This is a genomic window from Rothia sp. HMSC064D08 (assembly GCF_001809525.1).
GTDB classification, from domain to species: domain Bacteria; phylum Actinomycetota; class Actinomycetes; order Actinomycetales; family Micrococcaceae; genus Rothia; species Rothia dentocariosa.
The window spans coordinates 204,909-227,008 of sequence record NZ_KV797899.1 but is presented as its reverse complement, the minus strand read 5'-3'; the positions used below and the strand labels follow the sequence as shown (position 1 = coordinate 227,008).

Genomic DNA, 22,100 nt, shown 5'->3' with positions numbered 1-22,100 from the left:
TTACTACCTATATAAGCACTATTTCACCCAGACGCAATGTTTTTATCAGACTACGACAAACTCCGACCGATTATCCGCCCGAGATATCGAGTTCCGCCTCCACAAGTCCAAGCCTTTCAGCATCCCCCAGAATACGAGAATTTAGCCACCCATCTGGCAGATGCGGCTTCTTCGGGCTCCCGGCCCGGCCGCGCGAACCTTCAACCGCAGCCCCCGGATACCCGATACTGTGATCAAGCTGCCCCAGCAGTTCACGGAAAGTCGCTAAATCAGGTACGGTCGCCATCTTGACACGCAGCTCGCCGCCCACCGGGTAACCCTTGAAATACCAGGCAACATGTTTACGGATCTCACGCAGTCCCTTGTACTCATCCGCAAAAGTCTCAACAAGCAGCTCGGCATGCCGGTAAATCATTGCGGCAACTTCACTCATAGTAGGTCGGATACGCTCGGTACTACCCTCAAAAGCATTCTGCAGATCGCCAAAAAGCCACGGGCGCCCTTGGCAGCCGCGCCCAATCACCACGCCGTCCACACCGGTCTGTTCGACCATGCGCACGGCATCTTCGGCGGCGAAAATATCGCCGTTGCCTAAGATGGGGACGTCTGGAATCGCCTCGCGAAGCTGCGCGATTGAGCCCCAGTCCGCTGTTCCCGAATAGTGCTGGGCAGCGGTGCGCCCGTGCAAGGCTATGGCGGCGACCCCCGCATCCCGGGCTATCTTAGCGGATTCAAGGAACGTGATGTGGTCATCATCGATGCCTTTACGCATCTTGATGGTCAGGGGAATATCGTTACGCGATGCTTCTTTGACCGCCGTATGCACAATCGCAGTAAAGAGATCGGTTTTCCACGGAAGCGCCGCGCCGCCGCCGCGTTTTGTGACTTTCGGCGCCGGGCACCCAAAGTTCAAGTCGATGTGATCCGCACGGTCTTCTTCTACGACCAGCCGAATAGCCTTACCCACGTTAACCGCGTCTACCCCGTAAATCTGGATGGAGCGAATCTGCTCATCTGCGTCATGTTCGATAATACGCATCGACTCGGGTTTGCGTTCCACGAGGGCGCGCGCCGTCACCATCTCGGTTACATATAATCCGCCGCCGTACTCGCGGCATAGACGACGGAACGCCTTATTCGTCACACCCGCCATCGGGGCGAGCACCACGGGCGTTTCAACAGTCAGTTTACCGAGTTTCAGCGGCGGTAATTTCAGGTGGGAGGCTTCAGAATTCACCTCTATATTGTGGCATACACACGCAAATCAGCACGGATGCGCATACCCCGGTTCACGACAGGCGCACTGGGCAGGGTGCCATACGGCTATCGTGCCCTCATGATGCGGTCTTTCTGAGGCATAGTCGGTGCCTTAATCTTTAGGAAGCGGCACCCGGATAATCGCTTGCGTAAATATAGGTTGGGTCGCCTTCCACGCTCGCGGTTCCGGCACGCAGAAGAACATCGGTTACCTCTACGAGAGCGGTCATCGAGTCGTCTACCTCAACCAACACCGGGTACTGCGCCGTCAACAGCGAAAGAAGCTGCATAATAGCCTCGACCGCGCCTTCGTTCTGCATGTCATATCCGAGCAAAACCTCAGTCGCGGTATTCTCATCGACCAGCGCGGCAGCGGGGTCAGTCTCAAAGGGGTGATAACTCACCGCAAAGGCAATGATTTCGCCTTTCTTCCCCTCTTTCTCAGTCTGCTGAATGTTATCGCGCAGTACCAGTGCCCCGAAGGCGCGTGCCTCGTCCGAGAGGAAATACCGGTTTACGGTTCCTAATCCGACCTCGGCGGGAACATCCCAATCATGCGAATCGTGGTAGAACTCCCAAAGTTTCGAGGTCAGCTCAACGGAACCGGTCGCCAAATCCTCAATTGCCTGGGTGGGTTTGCCGTTCTCATCCTCACGCAGGGGCACCGGCGGAATCGCGCCCGCATCAATATGAACCAAACGCGAGCGCTGAATCATTTTCATGCCCTTTGCCTGCGCAAATTCCTCGCCGGTGCTAAATGGTGCCAGCTTCACGCGGAGGTTCAGAACCTGCCCGTTTTCGGCGGCGATCTCACGCAGCCGGTCTAAAAGCTCGGTACCTAACCCGGCGCGGCGGTGCCCTTCGGCAACCTCAAGATAGGTCCACAGGCGTTGTGGATGCAGAAGTGACGCGGTCACCACACCAGCGGCGATAGGCACACCCGAGTCGGTGACCACAAGGGTTCGGCTAAAAGGTGCGTCCGAGGCCTCTCCGAAGGATGCGCGCTGCTGCGCCTCCTGCTCGCTTCGCGGATCTCCCCACACCTGCAGAAGTTCTAAATCGTCGCCTTCGCGCCATGGACGAAATTCGTAGGTGTTCATGGGATGCCTTTCTTCCACAGGATGCGCGGGTTTCACCGCGAGGATAGGGTTCTCACTATTGTACGTATCGGCTAGGTTCTGCACCAGATCCTAGTGACTGAGTGAAAATACCGGCGGGGCTCTCTGTTGCAGAGAACCCCGCCCATGTACATGTCGAAAAAAGATCCTAGACAGCTAGACGCGCCGCCAGGTATGCCTTCACCTGATCGAGTGCCACACGCTCCTGGCTCATGGTGTCACGCTCACGGATGGTAACCGCTTGATCCTCCAAAGTATCGAAGTCTACGGTAATGCAGAACGGGGTGCCGATTTCGTCTTGGCGGCGGTAGCGGCGGCCGATAGCCCCCGCCTCATCGTAGTCGATATTCCAGGCACCGCACAGATCGGCTGCCAACTTGTGGGCGGGCTCGGAGAGTTCGGGTTTCTTCGACAGGGGCAGAACGGCAGCCTTCACCGGTGCCAGGCGCGGATCGAGTTTGAGCACCACGCGCTTATCGACGCCGCCCTTAGTATTCGGGGCTTCATCCTCAACGTAAGCATCAACGAGGAACGCCATCATGGAGCGTGTCAGGCCGAATGAAGGCTCAATGACGTAGGGCACGTAACGTTCGCCGCTGGCTTGGTCAAAGTATTCGAGCTTCGCGTTCGAGTGTTCATTGTGCACGCCCAGGTCGTAATCGGTGCGGTTCGCCACACCCATGAGTTCGCCCCATTCGCCGCCTTGGAAACCAAAACGGTACTCAATGTCGATGGTGCCCGCCGAGTAGTGCGCGCGGTCGTCCTCAGGAACATCGAACCGGCGCATATTGTCGGGATTAATGCCCAAGTCAACGAACCAATTCCAGCAGTCTTCAACCCATGCGTCAAAGTGTTTATCTGCTTCGTCGGGGTGAACGAAGTATTCGATCTCCATCTGCTCGAATTCGCGGGTGCGGAAGATGAAGTTGCCGGGGGTGATCTCGTTGCGGAATGCCTTACCGATCTGCCCGATACCGAAGGGAGGGCGTTTGCGGGCTGCGGTCACCACATTGTTGAAGTTTACGAAGATGCCCTGCGCGGTTTCGGGGCGCAGAAAGTGCAACCCTTCTTCGTTATCGACAGGACCCAGGTAGGTTTTCAGCAGCCCTGAGAAGTTCTGCGGCTCGGTCCATTCGCCGCGGGTGCCGCAGTTCGGGCAGACAACCTCGCCCATATTTTCGGGCGCACGCCCCTTTTTAGCCTCAAAGGCTTCGATCAGGTGGTCTTGGCGCTGGCGCCTGTGGCACGAGAGGCATTCCACCAGCGGGTCCATAAAGGTTGCCACGTGCCCGGATGCTTCCCACACCGGGCGCGGCAGGATTACCGAAGAGTCCAGCCCGACCATGTCTGCGCGTGAACGCACGAAACGCTGCCACCACTGCTGACGGATGTTTTCTTTCAGTTCCACGCCGAGGGGACCGTAATCCCATGCGGAGCGGGAACCGCCGTAGATTTCACCCGCCTGGAAGACGAAGCCGCGGCGCTTAGCGAGCGCAATAACGTTGTCGAGAGTGGACTTTTCTGCCATGTTTACTCCTTTATGCCCCGCCACCGGCTGTGGCGTGCGTGAGTTCAGTGTTTTTCCGCGCGCGGTAAGCGCCGGGATATACGGTCACAAGTACAAGATACTAGGGTATCATTGCCTGCCTGCGTTACCGTGTAGTTTCTGGGTAACGGTAGACAGTGTTTAGTTAGAGCGTGTAGATGAGGGACACGTGGCGGGTTAGTATGACTGCCGCACATGGCATCCTCCCGCCGATACACTGGTGACATGGAGAAAATCTATATTCGTGACGAAATGATTCGTCTGGGACAGTTTTTGAAGCTGGCTAATCTGGTCGAAGACGGTGCACAGGCACGCGAAGTAATCCAGCATGGGCTGGTAAAGGTCAATGGGCAGATTGAGGAGGCGCGGGGCAAACAGCTGCATCCGGGCGATATGGTGAGCTTCAACGGGGTAAGTGTGCAGGTGGCTCAGGACTAGGTTTTCTGTCCTTTCCCTTCCCGCAATAACGCATCTTGGGTTGTGTAACGCACCGCCGGAAGGTGCGTTACACAACCCAAGATGCGTTATTCAGGTCCTTTTAGTCAGCTGACCCTTGCTCTGACGCCCCAGCGTTACCCGCAGCATCCGCAACTTTTTCGGCACGGATTCGGGGCGCGTTGCCCAGCACCTTCACGTCGATGAACTCGCCCACATGGCGAATTTCCAGGGCGCTTACCCCGTGCCCGGTGCCCGCATACAGAACTTTGATGCCGTCGGTGTACGCGCGAATCCACTCGTAGGTGTAATCCACGAAGGGCTGCGGAATAATAGGGTCTTCCTGGTCCCTGCCGAAGAAAACGGGCAGCTCGGTGGCTTTGAGCTCGTCGTCCTTGAAGTAAGGAGAGTCCGATTCGACCGCGTACCCGGAGAGCCCCACCAGTGCAACAAATTTTCCTGGGCGATGCCGCACCATAGAAGTCGCCACCGCCATGCCTTGCGAGAACCCCACCAGCGCGACCGAAGCGTAGTGTGATTCGTGCTGCTCGACCCACTCCAGCACGTAGTCGCTGGCCTGTTCTATGGTCCGCACATCCGCGTTGAGCTGTTGGTCCAGCGGGTACCACTGGTAACCTATGGCCTCGGCGGGAATGTGGGCACCGGTTGCGTCCGCCGAAAACTGGGTGCCTACCGGCTGCGGGGCGCGCATTCCCGCGTAGGTGATGCCCTCCTGCGGCAGATGTTCAGCCAGCGACAGCAGGTCTTTCTCGTGCGAACCGTACCCGTGCAGCAGAAGCACCAGGTGGGTTCCGGCGCGTTCATCCTCGGGTCGGGAATATTCGACAATGTACGTATTTTCGCTCATATCTTCATCTTACCGAGGAGCCTGCCATAAACAACCGAATTAGATTTCCGCTCAAGGCTTGACCCTCACCCAACGTCAGGATCTACAGTAAAAACATGGACGCGAACACTACACCAGATGGCGGGCAGCACGAGTACACCGTAGGAGAGGCTGCATCCCTGCACGGGCTGACCGTGCGCACGCTTCACCACTGGGAACAGCGGGGTCTGATCAGCCCCGCGCACGATGAGCTCAACGGATACCGCTACTACAGCGATGCCGATCTTGAGCGCATCACCGTCATTATGGGGTATCGCGCCATTGGCATGAGCCTTGAAGCCATTCGCAGCGTACTGCAGGACGAAGCGAACAGCACCGAGCATCTACTCGCCCAGCGAGATATGCTCCAGCGCAAAATGGCCGCCTATGAGCGCATGCTAACAACACTAGATCAACTTTTGGAGGATGCAATGGCACCTAAGAACGAACAGCTTACCGCTGCAGAAAAAGCAGAAATTATGGGCGACGGGTTCAACCCCGCACATGAGCAAGAAGCGCAGGAGCGTTACGGGCACACCGACGATTGGGCTGAATACCAACGCCGTACTGCGGCTATGAGCCGCACCGACTGGGTGAAGGGCAAGCAGGAGCTTGACACGGTTGAGCAAGCCCTCGTCGAGGCTTTCACTCGTGGCGTGCAGCCGGGCAGTGAGGAAGCGAATGAGCTTGCCGAGCGGCACCGCGCCTCACTTTTCTTCTTCGAGGTAACCCCCGCCAAACACGTAATTCTGGCACGCGGTTATGTTGAGGACGCCCGTTTCAACGAGCACTACGAGAAGCTCGCTGCGGGACTGGCTGTCTGGCTGCGGGACATCATCTACGAGAATGCCCGCGCCCACGGCCTTGACCCCGAGAATGTGACCTGGTGCTAACCTCGTCCATTCACAAATATCGGTACCGTACACAAAGCCTTGTGGGGACTTATTTCACGCCGAAATATAGTCCTCACAAGGCTTTTATGTACGGTTTCTATGTTCGGATATATAAAAACGAAAGCTAGTTCTGTTTTTGTGTTTCAAGAGGCGAACCGAAAAGAGCGGATATATCATGAAGAGATTTTTCTTCATCGACAGCGCGCTCTCGCTCGGGAACCGGGACTCCGAGAGCCTTAGCGAGAATCGCCTCCAACTGGCGGGATTCGACTAAGAAACCGTCATGTCCGTGGTCGGATTCGATAATATCGACCTTTACGGGAACCGGCAGCGCCTCCGCCAGACGATACGATTCGTGCGGAAAAAACAGACGATCGGTGCTTACGGCGGCGATAGTCCACTTGCAGTCGCTGAGCGCAAGCGCATGCGAGAGGCTGCCGCGCCCGTGTGCAACATCGTGTGAAATTAGCGCCTCATTCACGGCAAGGTAGCTATTGGCGTCAAAACGCTCAACGAGCTTATCGCCGTGGTGGTCTAGGTAGCTTTCGACCGCATACCGTCCGCGGTTCTCACCGATGGACCCGCCGTCGGTGGATTCTCCGCGGTTTGCCTGCCGCCCAAAGCGGTGCTCCAACTCTGCTGGGCTGCGGTAGGTGGTATGGGCTATGCGCCTCGCCAGCGCGAGCCCGGCTGTGGGTGCCGTTCCCCCGTAATAGTCGCCGGAAACAAAATTGGCATCAGCACGGATGGCGAGGTTCTGGGTGTGCGCCCAGGAAATCTGTTCGGCAGTGGCGGCGGGGCCGGCGGCGATGACCGCGCATCCACGTACCAGCTCGGGGAAGGTTGCCGCCCATTCGATAGCGCGTGCTCCGCCGAGCGATCCTCCGATGACGTGGTGAAAACTCTTAATCCCTAACCGGGTGATAAGTTCGGCTTCGGCTCGTACCGAGTCGCGAATAGTGACGTGAGGGAAGCGTGATCCCCAGGGTTTCCCGGCGCCCGGGTATCCCTCGGGTACGATGCTTGCCGGGCCGGTTGAGCCGTAGCATCCGCCCAAGATATTGGGGGCGATCACAAAATATTTGGTGGTATCGACCACCGCGCCCGGCCCCACAATACCTTCCCACCAACCATCACTTTCGACCGCACGGATACTGGGTGCAGGCATATCCGATGTGGGAATCCCACGCGAAACATGGGTGTCACCGGTGAGGGCGTGCAGAATAAGAATCGCGTTGTCCCCAGCTTTATTAAGAGTCCCCCACGTTTCGTACCCGATGTTTACCTGTGGAAGCACGGTACCGTTTTCGAGGGTGAAATCACCGATCGCCATCTGCCGCAGGTACCCCTGAGCGCTGGGATGCTGCAGCTGCGACAGATAGGTGGCGTGTACGGTATTTTCCGTCATGTTTTCTCCTGGGTAACCGGTAGTTGGTAATGGCAGGCGAGAAACCGATACCGCGACCGGGCACTTACTGTGCAGCCCGGTCGCGGCGGTGCAGGTTAGGCGTTCAGAGTTGCAAAACCCAATTCTAGGTCTGCGATAATGTCGTCAATATTTTCGATACCTACCGAGAGACGCACAAAGTTTTTGCTCACCCCAATTGCCTCTAGCTCTTCCTCGGAAAGCTGCGAGTGGGTGGTGGATGCAGGGTGAATAACAAGCGAGCGTACATCGCCGATATTCGCAACATTGGAGTGCAGCTGCAGAGCGTCCACAAAGGTGCGAGTCTGTTCCAGGTCTGCGTCTTTGAGGGTGAATCCCACAACGGCGCCCGGTCCCTTCGGCAGGTATTTTTGGGCTCGCTCGTACCAGGGCGATGAAGGCAGACCGGCCCAGATCACCTGATCGACCAGCGGATGCTCCTCCAACCAGTTTGCGACCTTGGTCGCGTTCTCGATATGGCGTTCGATGCGCAGGGAAAGAGTCTCCAGACCGATACCAATGTTGAAGGCGTTAGTTGGAGAGATCGCCGCCCCGGTGTCGCGCAGAAGCGAAACTCGCGCCTTGAGAATATAGGAAAGGTTCGCACCGAAGGCGGAGTCTTTGCCCAAGTCACGGGCATAAACTAAACCGTGGTAGCCAGGTGCTGGCTCGTTGAACTTGGGGAACTTTTCAGGGTCGGCACCATAGTCGAAATTCCCGGAGTCCACGATAACGCCGCCGATTGAGGTGCCGTGCCCACCCAGATATTTCGTGGCGGAATGGATTACCACATCTGCCCCAAATTCGATGGGGCGCACAAGGTATGGGGTGGGAACGGTGTTATCGACGATTAGGGGAACGCCATTGTCGTGGGCGATCTGGGCGATAGGCTCGATGTCGAGCACATCGTTCCGGGGGTTAGGTACGGTTTCTCCGTAGAAGAGTTTCGTGTTGGGGCGAACCGCATCGCGCCATTGCTGCAGGTCGTCCGGGTTTTCAACAAACGTAGTTTCAACGCCGAGGTCGGCAAGCGTGTATTTAAGTAGGTTGTAGGTTCCCCCATAAATTGATGGGGAAGCCACGATATGGTCGCCCGCGCCCGCAATATTAAGAATCGCATAGGTAATAGCCGCTTGGCCTGAGGCCAGCAAAAGCGCACCCACTCCCCCTTCAAGGGATGCGATGCGGTTTTCGATAACCTCTTGGGTGGGGTTGTTCAGACGGGTATAGATAGGCCCAAGCTCAGCTAGAGCGAAACGGTTAGCGGCCTGTTCTGCGTTCTCGAAAACGAACGAGGTGGTCTGGTAGATAGGTAACGCCCGAGCTCCCGTTGCGGCATCCGGTGCCTGCCCCGCGTGAATCTGGCGGGTCTCAAATTTCCAACCGGCGGGGTTGGCGGGAGTCGGGACTGTAGTGTTGCTCATGCGAAGCTCCTTGTGATAGTTCAGGGGGCCGCATGCCGATTTCGGTACAGAGTTCTTAGGCTTTCTTCTCTGCAAACGAAAAAACGATGTACCAGAATCGGGCACATCGGTCCCGCGCTTGCGTTGTACTTTGTGTTCAACGCCTGGTCCTCACCCAGGGCACCCCACCGCGGAGGAGGGTTGCCGGCCAGCTAGCTGGGGCTTATCACTGGCTCTCATGACCTGCATCTAGAGTTTCATAGGAAGCGCGCACGGTCAAGCGGGATACGTGTTTTCGGCGTATTGTTGCAAAGATGACGTTTTATGAATTGCCTTTGCTCTGACCTCATTTTAGGGATTCGTATACTCTCAACCCGATTAGCCGAGTCAGGCACCTGTAGTATCCGCAGCAGATTCATCCCATTGGCCTTGACCCGGTGGTAGTCCAACAGAGTCTAAAAGACCGGGGAAAAGATTCTCAATCACGCTGTCTCGGCGTGTAATTTTACGGTGCGTTCCCAGCACTTCGGTGTGCATGAGCCCTGATTCTCGGAGCACTTTGAAATGATAAGACATCGTAGATTTGGCGATTCCATAGTCAAAATCACCGCAGAACTGCGGTCCGTGGTCAGCAATGCGTGCGAGAACATCTCGTCGAATGGGATCTGACAATGCGCCAAGGACACGATCCAACGTCACATCATCAGGGGTGGGGTGATGCAGCCGTTCTTTACCCATAACCATGCCTTTCCAGGTTCTTCGCATAACGTATTGAGCCTGCAAGACTCTGTGACAGAATATTACCTCTTGGGCTTGCCCTTTAGCATAATATAGATTTATTCTAATTTCGACGAACATAGAAATAGCATCAAGGGGTACACCATGAATTCTCACAATACATCTCATCAGCTACCTCAAAATTCTGAGGCAACCATGCGGCTTGTCTCATTCAGCACTCTCTTTGTCATCGGCACAGATACTCTGCTCACTGCCCCTCTGCTTCCGCTGCTCAGCAAGGAGTTCAACACCAGCACAGAACAATCAGGGTGGTTCGTCTCTGCATACGCTTTAGGGTATGCAGTTTTCGCACTCATTGCAGGCCCGCTGTCAGACCGCATTGATCGCAGGCGCATTATTCTTACCGGGTCCATCGGCTTTACGCTTTTTACGGGCTTATGCGGTTTAGCATGGGGGTTTTGGTCTCTTTTTACCGCCCGGTTTCTTGCGGGAGTGTTCGCTTCTCTGATCTCACCGCAGATTTGGGCATCTATCCCCATGACAGTGCCGAAACAAGCCATTATTAAAACTATGGGGTATGCAACGGCTGGACTTGCCATAGCCCAAATCGCCGGTATTCCTGTAGGTTCATTCCTCTCCACTTATGGATGGCAGATACCATTTTTTGCAATCGCCGCAGCGTCTCTTCTTCTCTTGGGTATACTCTATTCACGTTTTCCCAGCATTCCCCCCTGTGGCTGCGGCGCAAGATGGAAATTTTCTGACTCCCTACCTGCACGTTTTAAAAGCCCCTTCACTTTTGCTATCCCTCCTGGCGTACCTGATTTTCCAGACAGGAGTATTCGCATCTCTATCTTTCATAGGTTCATGGTTTGCGCGAGACTTTGGGGCATCGCAGACAACCATCGGTTTCGCCATGCTTGTAATCGGATGTGGCAACGCTCTAGGCTCCCTCACAGGGTCACGATTCGTCGCACATATAGGTATGCAAAAGACTATGCTCGTGGGGCTTATTGCACTCAGTATTGTGTATCTCTCAGTGTCATTGACAGCTAATTTCTGGACTGCTTTAGGTATTTTTACGCTTGCACTTTTTCTCGGAGGAGTTATGCTCCCCATCCTCATGGGAGAGCTGCAAAGCCATACCGCTATAGCTCGCGGTACTGTATCATCCCTCTCAAACACGGCAATGTACGCTGGAACAACTATCAGCGGTGCCGTCGGCGGTACATTACTCACACAGTTTCCGGGGTATAGCGGTATAGCCGTTATGAGCGCATGTGCAATCGCAATTTCTCTTGGGGTCTATGCACTTGGCGGAGCGTTCCGGCCGAAAAACGGGGAATCGTTTTAACTTCTTCGAATAAAATCAAAAAAAATTTAATCACAGCATTCCGTGAGCCATGCTACACTGATGGAAACCTTGAATCTAGGAGTGATGAGGTATGACCTCCCGCTAAAGTCGCACCGGCTCGCGGAATGCCCGCCCAGATGGTGGGCTCTAAAAATTTCAGAAATAACCCTGCTTTGGTTCGATACATTTCATGAGCGCATAGTGAGCACCTTGAACACCAAAGTTCTGAGGGTTTCATTGTTATACCTTCCGCATCTGCAGTCGGTGACTTGGGATTATTCAGGCACTAAGAAGTGCCTCTCTCACGACTATTCATCTCACCCGTCCCACATATTGCAGGCGTGCGAACACCATGCTCAAGAGGCTTCGGGTGACTAAGCACCGCAAGGTTTTATCACAATGTCTACAATTCTTGACGCGGCACAGCTATGCCGCACCTTTGGCAAAGGTGAACACGCTTTCACCGCTGTCGATAATGTTTCGTTCAGTATAAGCTCCGGCGAAATTCATGCTCTGCTCGGTCCCAATGGGGCGGGGAAAACAACGGTTGTGCAGATGTGCGCAACACTGCTGACTCCCACGAGCGGTACCGTGCGCATTGACGGGGTGGATGCACTTGCGCACCCCCAGCGTGCGCGCGCGTCCCTAGGGCTTGCGCTCGGCGGAGATACCGGGTTCTATCCGCGAGCATCCGCCCGCGATAATCTTCTCTTCTTCGCTGACCTTGCCGGGGTTAGCGCGCGCAAACGCCGTAATCAGGTGGCGAGCGCTTTGGAACGGGTCGATCTTGCCGATGTTGCCGCGAAGAAGGTACAGGAGTTTTCCCGCGGTATGAAACAACGTCTGCACATCGCGCGGGCACTGCTGGGCGAGCCGAAACTGCTGCTTTTGGATGAGCCGACGAACGGGCTTGACCCAGATATTTCGCTGACGATACGCCAGCTAATTCGCTCCCTCGCTGATGACGGCACCGCTATTTTACTCACGAGCCATCTGCTGGGCGAGATTGAGGAGTTAGCGCATCGGGTCACGGTCATCGGGGCTGGTCGTGTAGCGGTTTCGGGCACAGTGGCGGATATTACCGCGCACGCCGGGATCTCCGCTACCACCGTGGGGCGTGTGGGTGCGAATGCCGGGGCGGTGCTTCAAGAACTTGCCCGGTCTTTGGGCGATGCAGGAACAGTGTTGCTGACCCCGCGCGGCAGCGAGTGGGAGATCACCGTGTACTGGAATGAACGTTCTGTTTCAGAAGAGCCGCACCCCTTCAGTACCGAACACGCCGAGGCTCTGCTGACCCGTATTCTCGCTGAGCGTGAGGTTCAGATGCTCACACCGCTGTATACTCGCCCAGCCACCCTCGAAGAGGCATACCTGGCTATGGCGGAAGGACTGAAACGATGAACCGGCAACTTCGCTTGATGTCCTTTTCCCTGCGCCAATTCCTCACAGTTCCCTACTTCCTGCAGCTGCTACTGCTGAGTACCTTTGGGGCGACGGCCCTGCAGGCGCTCGCCGCCGGTGCCTGGCCAGTAGATGCGACCCTCGCCTGGACTCGCGCAGGCATTATCGGCACCTGGAACATGTGCATTGTTGCTGCCGGAATCCTCAACTTTGAGCGCTACCGGGGAACGTTCGTGTATCTGCTCAATGGTGCCGTGAACCCGTTGCGGGCGCTCGCAGCGGTGGTCTCAACTGCCTCCATTTTTGGGCTTGCCGCCCTGCCATTGGCCTGGTTTTTCTGGGCGCTGTGCACCTTCTCGGTAGATTTCACGAATTTTACTCATGTGGGTGCACGCTATCTGGTGGGTCTTCCGCTGCTGTGGGTTTCCTGTCTGGCGGTGACCTTCGTGATTGCAGGGTTCTTTGTGGCGACCCCGAACGCTATCGCCTATGAGGAGCTGCTGCTCGTGCCGGTTTTCGTGGCTTCCGGGGTGCTTTTTACCGAGAGTTCCGCGCCTGCCTGGCTTGATGCGCTCGGCACGCTGATTCCGATTCAGGCACCCGTGAAGGTTCTGCTTGGGCAGATGCCTATGAACTCATTCGGTGATTTTCTGGGCGTTGTACTGCAAACCTGCGCGGTCACAGCCCTCTGGATGCTCACGGCATATCTGTTAGGTAGGCGAGCACTGCGCGCTGCAACGGTGCATGGCACTTTGGGCGCAATCTAGGAGGCTGCGATGTTTAAACGAACGAACTCTCTCTATCGCCTGAACAGTACCGCCAAGGTTGGGTGGTCTTCATCCATCACCTTCGCCACGGTTGGTACGGCGCTCAGTACCCTCGTGATCGTACCGGGGATGAGCGTGCTGTTCAGCGTTCTACTAGGACGTGATCTTTCCGCACCTGATCCTGTGCGGATCGCATGTGCCTCTGCCCTGGCAAGCGTGGTACTCGGTGTGGCGTCCGGCGTTGTGGCGCGCGCGGCGACCGACCGCTGGCTGGGAGTGTTCGAGCAGGTGTGCACCGCCCGACGGTTTGATGCGGCTTATTGGCTGGGAGTCTCTGCAATGCCCGTGCTTTTAGCTCTGATCACTGGCATCACGAACTTGGGTATTGCAGCTGCCTATGCCGGTTTCGGTGGTTCCCTTGAAGGCAGCCTGTCCATGCTTGTGCGTTCTGTGACACTCTTACCTCTGACTCTCATGGCAGGCGTATGTCTGGGTGTTTTCGCCGCTGGACTGGGACTGTATCTCTCCGACCCATACCTGGGAGGAACTATCTTAGGAGCGCTTCTGCCTATCAGCGCGGGCGTGATCGTGCCGGTAGATGCATACCCGGCGTGGCTGGCGGCATTGTGTACGTTGGTTCCCGGCGGGCGGACAGTTGCCCTAGTGGGAGGCTCTTCTGAAGTGGTGGTTTCAACAGTCGTGACTGAGGTGCTAGTCTGCGTACTTTGGGCGCTTGCGGGGCTTGTCCTAGTGCATGCCGCTGCGCGACGCATTCGCTCGGGTGCACACACGAATCTGCTCTGAAAGTCTTATGTCTCCTGCGAGCAACGGATTTTTGGCCGAGAAGGTGAGAAAACATCACTTTTTTGGTCAAAAATCCGCTTCTCGTAAGTTCCCAAAATAACCTCTTACCCTTGACAGGTGACTATATAGTCACATATTCTCGTGTTATGGATGATGACGCAGTTTTCAAAGCTCTCGCAGACCCCACCCGCAGAAAGCTGCTCGATAAGCTCTACACTACCGGCGGCCTCACCCAGGGACAGCTCGAAGAAGGTCTGGGAATGACTCGCTTCGGAGTGGCCAAGCATCTGCGCATCCTCGAAGACGCAAACCTTGTGATCACACAGCGCTCAGGCCGCCAAAAGCTCCACTACCTTAACGCTGTGCCGATTCGCCGCATCCACGACCGTTGGATCGATAAATACACCGCCCACCAAAGTTCAGCACTTCTTGACCTACAGAAGAATTTAGAGGAGGAAGACTCATGAGCACCGCCGACAGCCCAAGCACTCCCCCACGTCCCCAGAGGATTATCAGCTCGGTAATTATTCAAAACACCCCGCCGCGGCGTGTGTGGGAGGCAATCACCCAGCCCGAGTTCACCTCCCAGTATTTCTTTGGTTCGCGGGTTGAAGTCACCGAGAACGAGCCGGGCCGCCTGCGCTACCTTTCCCCAGATGGGAAGGAAGTTTGGGGAGACGGCGCGATTCTGGAGTCTGACCCACCGCGGCTTCTTGTTGTAGAGTGGCGCTCGCTTTATCTTCCCGATGCGGCACACGAACCGGCAAGCCGCGTTACCTGGCAGCTTGAGCCGTGGACGGATGGTGCCACGAAACTCACGGTCACCCACGACCGCCTAGAAGACTCTCCTGTTACGGCGCAGAATGTGGCCTCACCTCGGGGCTGGTCGTTTGTGTTGGCAGGCCTCAAACGAGTTCTGGAAACTAGCGAATAAAACCCGGCGCCCCCTGCGAGCAGGTGGTTTTTGGTACGAGCAGGTAGGAAAATTCTATCCACTCAGCCAAAAACCAACTGCTCGGGAGGGTATAGACACCGCGCACAGCTGGATACGCAAAAGTACTGAGAGATGCTAGAAAGCCTCAGACATCTGCCAGGAGATCGTGCGGGGAACATCCTCGAAAAAGAAGAAAGAAATATTAAGTTCCGGCAGTTCCACCGTCACAGAACCAACCTCTGCAGCTATGCCCCATTCTCTCAGCTGAGCCACGAGTTCTTCGGCGGAAAGCCCAGTCAGAGGCAGCCCCTCAAAAGAGAATTTATCCCCATCAGCCCATGAGATTTCAATCAGAGAAACAAGATCGTCTTCTCCGAGTTGGCATGCGATACTACTATGTTCTGAGCCTTCAAGAGCGAGACGACCATGAAGTGTACGGATGCTCCTACCCGTACCCGGCAGATCGGCAACTATCATCCTCGAATCCGGGAGTTTCCGCTCATAGAATTCAATCTTCTGCCCTAGAGGAAAACCGGGAAAACCCTCGCGTTTAAAGTCGTACATGTGTGACTCCTCAAGATGTGTGCTTCTCACACCATAAAGTTCTGCCGCGAACAGGTGGTTTTTGGTACGAGCAGGTAGGATTTTTCTACCTGCTCGGTCAAATCCTACCTGCTCGCGGACGTTAGGATTTAGAGCTTATCGCCCATCGAGACGTCAATAATCTGCCCGGTAATTGTTTGCGATGCATTCTGAGTCAGCAGACCAATTACTTCTGCCACGTCTTCAGGCTGGGTAACCTTCTTCATCGCGTTGCCGGATTTCACGAATTCGGCCGCCTCCGCATTATCGCGCAGCCAGGCGGCGTTAATATCGGTATCGACCACGCCGGGCGCCACAAGATTTACAGTAATCCCCTGAGGTCCAAGCTCAACCGCCATATTCCGCACCAGGTACTCCAGTGCAATCTTGCTCATGCCGTAGCCCGTCATCGCGGGGAATGCGTAGCGAGTCAGCACCGAGCCGGTAAAAATATAACGCCCGCCCGGTGCGCTCATGAGCGGCACCAGCCCGGCGGCAAGTTCGTAGGGGGCAACCGTATTGATCTGCAGCAGATTACGCAGAGCCTCTCCATTGAGCTCCTGGAAGGTTCCCTGCGTGCCAACGCCTGCGTTGAGCACCGCAACGTCGAGGGTATCCCCACCCAGCGCATCCTTCACGTGAGTCAGGAAGTCAGAAACGGACTGTGGATCTGAGAAATCAGCCTGTACAGGTGTTACTTTTACTCCATGTTCGGATGCGGCAGCCTCTACCTCGCTAAAGTCCGGGTTTCCCGCACGGTGCTGCGCAATCACATGATACCCCAGCTGCGCCAGCCGAACTGCGGTCGCCTTACCAATACCGCGGCTGGCGCCGGTGACGAGAGCAATCTGTGCCATTTTTCCTCCTTGTATGAGCTGTGAAAGACGCTGAAAGTTCAGCATCACCTTTCAGCATAGTGAAATAAAAGAGAAGCTGTCTATCAAGGAGCACTGCACCTATCGCTAGATATGGCATCAATAGATACATCACTGCAGACTTCTATGTCCAGCGCAGACATTGGCTCCGTGGGGTTCGCCTGCTGCGGCAGGCTGAATAATGAATTGCATCATCATGCTGCTGCACAAATCTGCTCTTTCAGATCAATTTACGCAATCTAGCAGAACGATCGCACAGGACACCTTCAAGCTGAAATACGCAGCGATTCAAGAAGCTTCGTTAAGGTTTTCATCGTGTCTTCTAAAGCATCTGAGGAGTCGGTTTCGGCCAGCCACAGCGCTGCCTCATTCATCGCGCCAGAAAGCAGATGCGAAAGAGGCTCCACCGGCTGCTTTGCAATAATTTCCTGTTCCATAAGGGTCTTGAGGATGTCAGCCAAGAGCACCATTGAAGACGATTCATCGAGCGCCCGCCATTCATGCCACCCCAGAACGGCAGGTGCATCTACTAACATGATCCGCCGCACATTTGGTTCTACTGATGCAAGAATAAAAGTTTTGCTGCCCTCTACTAACTCTTCCCAAGGGGTGGCGCACGACCGAGCCGCATCTTCAATCTGACGCCCTACATCCTGCTGCACCTCACATACAACAGCACGGAAGAGGTCTTTCTTATTTTTGAAATGATGATATAGAGCCCCTTTAGTGATACCAAGCGAAGAGACGATATCGTCTATGCGCACGCTGGCATAGCCATCACGAGCAAACCTTTGGCGAGCCTCGGTTACAAGTGCTGAAACAGTAGCTTCACGCTGGGCGGCACGCTGTCCTTCCATAGTTCTCCCCTTTTATATTGACATACCCAAAGTATGCCAGATATTTTTAACATACTCAGAGTATGTGAAACTTTTTGGATCCCTAATTACCCGTATATGCAGGAGGAATATATGAATTTCATTGACCGCTACCCCCTCGTCGTTACCCCCATGAAAGACTCTTCCCGAGACTTCTGGACGTCTTATTTTGACTTCCAGATTATCTTTGACAGCTCATGGTTTACTCTTCTTGCTTCTCAAGACGGAGCCACATCTATCGCGTTCATGACGCCCGATCATCCTTCTGCGCCTCCCGGCTCAGAAACTTTCAACGGAATTGGGATATGCCTTGAGCTTGAAGTTCAAGATGCCACCGCCACCTATAACGATCTCAAAGCTCAGGGACTCGACATAACCTATCCTCTAACCAATGAGCCTTATGGGCAACGCCGTTTTGGGTTTTCGGACCCTTCAGGATTATGGATAGATATTGTCGAACAGATCGAACCTGCCGCAGGATACTGGGATAAATATATGCTTCCCTAGTCTCAAAAAAATCAGCCACACATACTGAGACAGCCGCGACATGCGGGCTACCTCAATTCGGAGATTTCTAGGGCGATATGTGCGCTGCCTCGTTACACTAGATAGCAAGCATATTTATCCAGGACTATTACGAGAAAGAGCCCCATGAGCGACGCATCGAACACCACACCAGCAGAAGAAGTTCCCCTCGTTCCCGTCCCTAAAAAAGTTGAGCATATTCGTGAGTATCACGGCGATACTTTTATCGACCATTACGAGTGGATGCGAGACAAAGAAAATCAGGAAGTCCTCGACTACCTGAACGCGGAGGCAGACTACACTGCCGCCGTCACAGCGGATCAGCAGCCTCTACGCGAGCGCATCTTTGAGGAGATCAAGTCCCGTACCCTGTTGACGGATTTGACGGTTCCGAATCGCATCGGCGATTGGTGGTATTACAGCCGCATGGTTCCCGGCGGTCAGTACCCAATTTTCTACCGTTACCCTGCCCTGCATGAGGGCGACGAGGTGGTGCGCTACACTCCCCCGGTTATTAAGCCCGGCGAGCCGCTGGAAGGCGAATCGGTGGTGCTTGACTGCAATGAGTACGCCAAAGACATGGAGTTCTTCGCACTCGGCGTGTTCCAGCCTTCGCGTAACGGTAAGCTTCTGAGCATTTCGGTTGATGAGAAAGGCGATGAACGTTACGAGCAGCGCTTCCTCAACCTGGAAACGGGCGAGTTCCTGCCCGATACCATTCCGAATATTAGCGGCGGGTCGTTCTTCATCAACCACGCGCAGCAGCTCGTGTACACTGTGCCGGACGATTCGTGGCGTCCCTACCGCGTGTATGTGCACGATATTGGCGCAGGCACCGAAGATTATCTGATCTACGAGGAGACTGACCCCACCATGTGGCTGGGTTCTGCAATGAGCGCCGACCGTTCATCCATCGTACTCTCTAGCGGCAACTCCGAGTTCACCGAGGTTAGCCTGGTGCCTATTGCCGACCCGAAGAGCACGCCACGCGTGATCATTCCGCGGGATGCGCGCATTGAGTACCAGGCGGAGCCGATCACGATTGCCGGTGAAACCCATCTGCTGATTCAGCACGACTATAAGGCGCTGAACTCGGAGCTGGTGCTCGCCGATATGCCGAAAGAAGGCGAATCTTTAGAGGAATATTCGAAGCGTTGGGTTCCGGTGATTCGCCACAGCGAAAATGTTCGCCTCGAAGGGTTCACGCTCTCTGCGACCCACCTGGTGGTAACCGCCCGCGCGGATACGACCACACGCCTGTTCCTTGCCCCGCGGGAGCAGCTGCCCGTGCAGTGGCGCCGCAAGAAGCCCGCAGGCATCACGTTCATGGAACCTGCCGGGTTCGATGAAGAGCTGTACACCGCTGGCGTGCTGCGTGCCGAGAACTATTCCCCGGTTATCCGTATCGCCTACACCTCATTCCTAACTCCACGCCGCGTATACGATTACTTCCCCATGTCACAGACCCTGCTTCTGCGCCGCGAGACCCCGGTGCTTGGCGGTTATCAGCGTGAGGATTATCGTGCCTACCGTGACTGGGCCCCCGCCGCCGATGGAACCCTCATCCCTATCTCGGTGATTCACCGTGCCGATCTTGACCTGACGCAGCCGCATCCGGTGCTTCAGTACGCTTACGGATCCTACGAAATTTCGATGGACCCCATGTTCTCCATCCCCACACTGTCGATTCTGGACCGCGGAGTGGTGTACGTGATTGCGCATATTCGCGGTGGCGGCGAGATGGGGCGCACCTGGTACATCAACGGCAAGAAGCTGCACAAGAAGAACTCATTCACTGATTTTGTGGATGTCACCGATTACCTAGCGACCAAGCCATGGGCGGATCCTGCGCGTATCGCCTGCTACGGTGGTTCCGCGGGCGGGTTGCTTATGGGTGCCGTGCTGAACCTGGCTCCTGAGAAATATGCGGTCTCAATTGCCCAGGTTCCCTTCGTGGATGCACTCACCACCATCCTTGACCCTGACCTGCCGCTTTCTGCTTTGGAATGGGAAGAATGGGGCAACCCCATTGAAGATAAGGAAGTGTACGAGTACATGAAGTCCTACACCCCCTACGAGAACATCCGCCCCGTGCGCTACCCCGCTATCGCGGCGGTAACCAGCCTGCACGATACGCGCGTGTTCTATGTGGAACCCGCCAAATGGATTGCAAAACTGCGCGAAACCATCGACCCGTCATCCCCCACCCCGCTGCTGAAGATCGATATGACCGGCGGACATGGAGGCGGCTCCGGGCGGTATACCCGCTGGCGTGAGATTGCTTGGGATTACGCCTTCATCCTCACACACCTAGGGATTACCAAATAAGCGGGTATACCCTTCCGCATGCAGATTTGGTACCTCGCGCGCTCGGAATCTGCATGCTCCAGCCCGCTGGCGTGAGATTGCTTGGGATTACGCCTTCATCCTCACACACCTAGGGATTACCAAATAAGCGGGTACACCCTTCCGATGTGTCCCTTCTTCGGGGCACAAAAAAGGCTCTTTATTCCAATAAAGCGGCGAATAATACGCTTTATTGGAATAAAGAGCCTTTTTAGCAGGTTGTCAGGGATGTCCCACAAGCCCGCGTTCTAGGGCGGCCGCGTGCACATCATCCCAGGTTCCGGAGGCTACAAGCTCGCCGTCTTCCATGACAAGTACCTCATCGACCGCCGCCAAAACCTCGGGAACCGTACGGTGCGTAATGTAAACAAACCCTTCCATGCTCTCAAAAAGAGCACGCTCAACCCGTCCCGCCGTAGCGTGGTCCAACCCAGTGGTGAGCTCATCCACAATATAGAAAGAGCGTTCGTGCAAGAGCATACGTGCAAGCAAGATACGCTGTTTCTCTCCGCCGGAAAGCGATCTCAAATCGTCGCTCAGCATATAATCAAGACCCTTCGCGGAAGCCCATTCGCCCAGACCTGCGCGCTCACAAGCCCAGAGAATCTGCACATCCGGCACCGACGGATCATACAGGCGAATATTCTCGCGCAGGCTATCGTGCAGCAGATGACTGTCCTGCGCAAGCAGCCCTAGGGAAACATGCATATCCTGTTCGGCAATCTCACGCAGATCGCGCGTCTGCCCAGATTCGTGTACCTCAATAGTTCCGCTATACTCGGGATGATTTCCAAAAAGAGGTTTGAAAAGCGTAGATTTGCCCGAGCCGGATGCGCCAATCACCAGATACTTTTTACCAGTCTCAAATATGAAACTCACGCCATAACCCGCCGACTTTTCGCCCAGCGGCTTGACGTCACGATAGGTAATCGCGTCCAGTGTGAGAGGCTCGCCCGATCGGTAATCTTCCACAGCGGGTACTTCTGCATCAATCTTGCGAATAATCTCACGACCTGCATAATACTGGGTGAGCAAACCCGTAGATATAAACAGCGGCATGCAAATCATACCGGTCAACTGGGCAAAAGCGACCACCTCGCCCACGCTCGATAGCCCCGAGAGCACCAACGCCCCACCGGCAAGCCACGTTCCCAAATACAGAAGTTTCGTGAACATACTATTGACGGCGTCTACACGCTCCTGCGTGCGCTGATAGCTCCGCGCAGCCACGTACCATTCACTCAATTCTTCAGAAAAGCGTTTAGCCACGAATGAGTATGCGCCCAGAATCTTCCACCCCAAAGCGCTGCGGAGCGCATCACCGCTAACCTCGTTCAATGCGTCGGTCCGCGAAGCATAAACTTTCGTCACGGTACCAATACGTTTTCGAGTCAGCATCGGCATCAAACCCACCGGCAGGCTCAGCGCAAGAATAGCGCACGCCATGAAAGGGTTCAGAATAAAAGCAGCCACAATGGCGAGAATAAGCTGCGTGGCAAGGTACCCGCCCCAGAAAATAACGTCAATATAGTTGGTTTTAATGCTTTCAAGCTGACTCGTGAACTGCGAAAAATAATATTCGGAGCTCCTGCCCGTCAGCCGCGCTACGGGAGAAAGCCCGATGCGGCGGAACAATTCTGCACGCAGATTATTCTGAATCTGCACCCCAGCGAGAGCGGCACGGTACTGGCGTGCGTAATGAAAAAATGTATCGACGATAAGATATACGGGCACGGCAAGAAGCATCAAGAGAAAAAGCTTACGATCGCCCGTGATAACGGCATCGGAAAGGTACTTGATGAGCACACTTTCAAGCACCGAACTTACAGCAAGCACAAGAGTAAGCATGATAAGCATTAGGAGGGTCCCCGAGCTGAGTCTTCGGATAACCTTCATGCTTTCCTCCCCAATCTACTATGCTGCATATCACTACTG

General features: G+C 55.2%; 21 protein-coding genes, 1 pseudogene and 1 riboswitch. Of the genes and pseudogenes, 11 read left to right on the top strand and 11 right to left on the bottom strand.

The features are described 5' to 3' along the window. Positions 1–70: 70 nt before the first annotated feature. From dusB to HMPREF2625_RS06370, 3 genes are all read right to left on the bottom strand, one after another. Positions 71–1,243 carry a tRNA dihydrouridine synthase DusB gene (gene dusB / locus HMPREF2625_RS06380; RefSeq protein WP_246826736.1) on the bottom strand — a complete coding sequence of 391 codons (1,173 nt, stop codon included), beginning with the start codon at positions 1,241–1,243 and terminating at the stop codon, positions 71–73. A 133-nt stretch (positions 1,244–1,376) separates the two neighbouring features. Further along, entirely contained in the window at positions 1,377–2,441 is a 1,065-nt protein-coding gene (locus HMPREF2625_RS06375; RefSeq protein WP_070523096.1) for a GNAT family N-acetyltransferase, read from the bottom strand. 82 nt (positions 2,442–2,523) lie between these two features. Beyond that, on the bottom strand, positions 2,524–3,903 hold the full coding sequence (locus HMPREF2625_RS06370; RefSeq protein ID WP_070523093.1) for a glycine--tRNA ligase: 1,380 nt from the start codon (positions 3,901–3,903) through the stop codon (positions 2,524–2,526). A gap of 213 nt (positions 3,904–4,116) precedes the next feature. Between HMPREF2625_RS06370 and HMPREF2625_RS06365 the strand changes: the two genes are divergently transcribed. Continuing rightward, entirely contained in the window at positions 4,117–4,359 is a 243-nt protein-coding gene (locus HMPREF2625_RS06365; RefSeq protein ID WP_246826725.1) for an RNA-binding S4 domain-containing protein, read from the top strand. Positions 4,360–4,459: 100 nt separating this feature from the next. Here HMPREF2625_RS06365 and HMPREF2625_RS06360 read toward each other — a convergent pair whose 3' ends face one another. Continuing rightward, a complete protein-coding gene (locus HMPREF2625_RS06360; protein WP_070523090.1) occupies positions 4,460–5,224 on the bottom strand; it encodes an alpha/beta hydrolase in 765 nt (254 codons plus the stop codon). A gap of 95 nt (positions 5,225–5,319) precedes the next feature. Here HMPREF2625_RS06360 and HMPREF2625_RS06355 point away from each other — a divergent pair, with 95 nt between their 5' ends. Then, positions 5,320–6,135 carry a MerR family transcriptional regulator gene (locus HMPREF2625_RS06355; protein WP_070523087.1) on the top strand — a complete coding sequence of 272 codons (816 nt, stop codon included), beginning with the start codon at positions 5,320–5,322 and terminating at the stop codon, positions 6,133–6,135. A 124-nt stretch (positions 6,136–6,259) separates the two neighbouring features. Here HMPREF2625_RS06355 and HMPREF2625_RS06350 read toward each other — a convergent pair whose 3' ends face one another. From HMPREF2625_RS06350 to HMPREF2625_RS06340, 3 genes are all read right to left on the bottom strand, one after another. Continuing rightward, positions 6,260–7,543 carry a homoserine O-acetyltransferase MetX gene (locus HMPREF2625_RS06350; RefSeq protein ID WP_070523084.1) on the bottom strand — a complete coding sequence of 428 codons (1,284 nt, stop codon included), beginning with the start codon at positions 7,541–7,543 and terminating at the stop codon, positions 6,260–6,262. A 95-nt stretch (positions 7,544–7,638) separates the two neighbouring features. After that, positions 7,639–8,985 carry a bifunctional o-acetylhomoserine/o-acetylserine sulfhydrylase gene (locus HMPREF2625_RS06345; protein ID WP_070523080.1) on the bottom strand — a complete coding sequence of 449 codons (1,347 nt, stop codon included), beginning with the start codon at positions 8,983–8,985 and terminating at the stop codon, positions 7,639–7,641. A 109-nt stretch (positions 8,986–9,094) separates the two neighbouring features. Beyond that, positions 9,095–9,208, bottom strand: a riboswitch (SAM riboswitch). A gap of 143 nt (positions 9,209–9,351) precedes the next feature. Continuing rightward, complete coding sequence (locus HMPREF2625_RS06340) at positions 9,352–9,702, bottom strand: ArsR/SmtB family transcription factor (protein WP_070523306.1); 351 nt, start codon at positions 9,700–9,702, stop codon at positions 9,352–9,354. Positions 9,703–9,846: 144 nt separating this feature from the next. Between HMPREF2625_RS06340 and HMPREF2625_RS11175 the strand changes: the two are divergent. The 7 genes and pseudogenes from HMPREF2625_RS11175 to HMPREF2625_RS06310 form a co-directional block, all read left to right on the top strand. Then, positions 9,847–10,350: pseudogene (locus HMPREF2625_RS11175) on the top strand (MFS transporter); the annotation flags it as partial. After that, complete coding sequence (locus tag HMPREF2625_RS11170; RefSeq protein ID WP_371440660.1) at positions 10,346–11,056, top strand: MFS transporter; 711 nt, start codon at positions 10,346–10,348, stop codon at positions 11,054–11,056. The pseudogene HMPREF2625_RS11175 and the gene HMPREF2625_RS11170, both read left to right, overlap by 5 nt. Positions 11,057–11,455: 399 nt before the next feature. Then, complete coding sequence (locus HMPREF2625_RS06330; RefSeq protein WP_070523077.1) at positions 11,456–12,457, top strand: ABC transporter ATP-binding protein; 1,002 nt, start codon at positions 11,456–11,458, stop codon at positions 12,455–12,457. Continuing rightward, the gene (locus HMPREF2625_RS06325; RefSeq protein WP_070523075.1) at positions 12,454–13,224 is read left to right on the top strand and encodes a hypothetical protein; all 771 of its coding nucleotides are present in this window, start codon (positions 12,454–12,456) and stop codon (positions 13,222–13,224) included. Before HMPREF2625_RS06330 ends, HMPREF2625_RS06325 begins: the two co-directional genes overlap by 4 nt. A gap of 9 nt (positions 13,225–13,233) precedes the next feature. Next, entirely contained in the window at positions 13,234–14,028 is a 795-nt protein-coding gene (locus tag HMPREF2625_RS06320; protein WP_070523073.1) for an ABC transporter, read from the top strand. Between the two features lie 110 nt (positions 14,029–14,138). Beyond that, on the top strand, positions 14,139–14,495 hold the full coding sequence (locus tag HMPREF2625_RS06315; RefSeq protein WP_246826718.1) for an ArsR/SmtB family transcription factor: 357 nt from the start codon (positions 14,139–14,141) through the stop codon (positions 14,493–14,495). After that, the gene (locus HMPREF2625_RS06310; protein WP_070523066.1) at positions 14,492–14,962 is read left to right on the top strand and encodes an SRPBCC domain-containing protein; all 471 of its coding nucleotides are present in this window, start codon (positions 14,492–14,494) and stop codon (positions 14,960–14,962) included. Before HMPREF2625_RS06315 ends, HMPREF2625_RS06310 begins: the two co-directional genes overlap by 4 nt. Positions 14,963–15,097: 135 nt before the next feature. Here the strand turns inward: HMPREF2625_RS06310 and HMPREF2625_RS06305 are convergent, their stop codons facing one another. The 3 genes from HMPREF2625_RS06305 to HMPREF2625_RS06295 form a co-directional block, all read right to left on the bottom strand. Further along, positions 15,098–15,526 carry a hypothetical protein gene (locus tag HMPREF2625_RS06305; RefSeq protein WP_070523064.1) on the bottom strand — a complete coding sequence of 143 codons (429 nt, stop codon included), beginning with the start codon at positions 15,524–15,526 and terminating at the stop codon, positions 15,098–15,100. Positions 15,527–15,654: 128 nt separating this feature from the next. Beyond that, complete coding sequence (locus tag HMPREF2625_RS06300) at positions 15,655–16,401, bottom strand: SDR family NAD(P)-dependent oxidoreductase (protein ID WP_070523061.1); 747 nt, start codon at positions 16,399–16,401, stop codon at positions 15,655–15,657. Between the two features lie 284 nt (positions 16,402–16,685). Continuing rightward, positions 16,686–17,276 (bottom strand): TetR/AcrR family transcriptional regulator, encoded by a 591-nt coding sequence (locus HMPREF2625_RS06295; protein WP_070523058.1) that lies wholly within the window; start codon positions 17,274–17,276, stop codon positions 16,686–16,688. A gap of 111 nt (positions 17,277–17,387) precedes the next feature. Here HMPREF2625_RS06295 and HMPREF2625_RS06290 point away from each other — a divergent pair, with 111 nt between their 5' ends. Further along, on the top strand, positions 17,388–17,801 hold the full coding sequence (locus tag HMPREF2625_RS06290; RefSeq protein WP_070523054.1) for a VOC family protein: 414 nt from the start codon (positions 17,388–17,390) through the stop codon (positions 17,799–17,801). A gap of 144 nt (positions 17,802–17,945) precedes the next feature. After that, positions 17,946–20,147 (top strand): S9 family peptidase, encoded by a 2,202-nt coding sequence (locus HMPREF2625_RS06285; RefSeq protein WP_070523051.1) that lies wholly within the window; start codon positions 17,946–17,948, stop codon positions 20,145–20,147. A 240-nt stretch (positions 20,148–20,387) separates the two neighbouring features. Here HMPREF2625_RS06285 and HMPREF2625_RS06280 read toward each other — a convergent pair whose 3' ends face one another. Then, a complete protein-coding gene (locus HMPREF2625_RS06280; protein ID WP_246826716.1) occupies positions 20,388–22,022 on the bottom strand; it encodes an ATP-binding cassette domain-containing protein in 1,635 nt (544 codons plus the stop codon). Between the last annotated feature and the right edge of the window lie 78 nt (positions 22,023–22,100).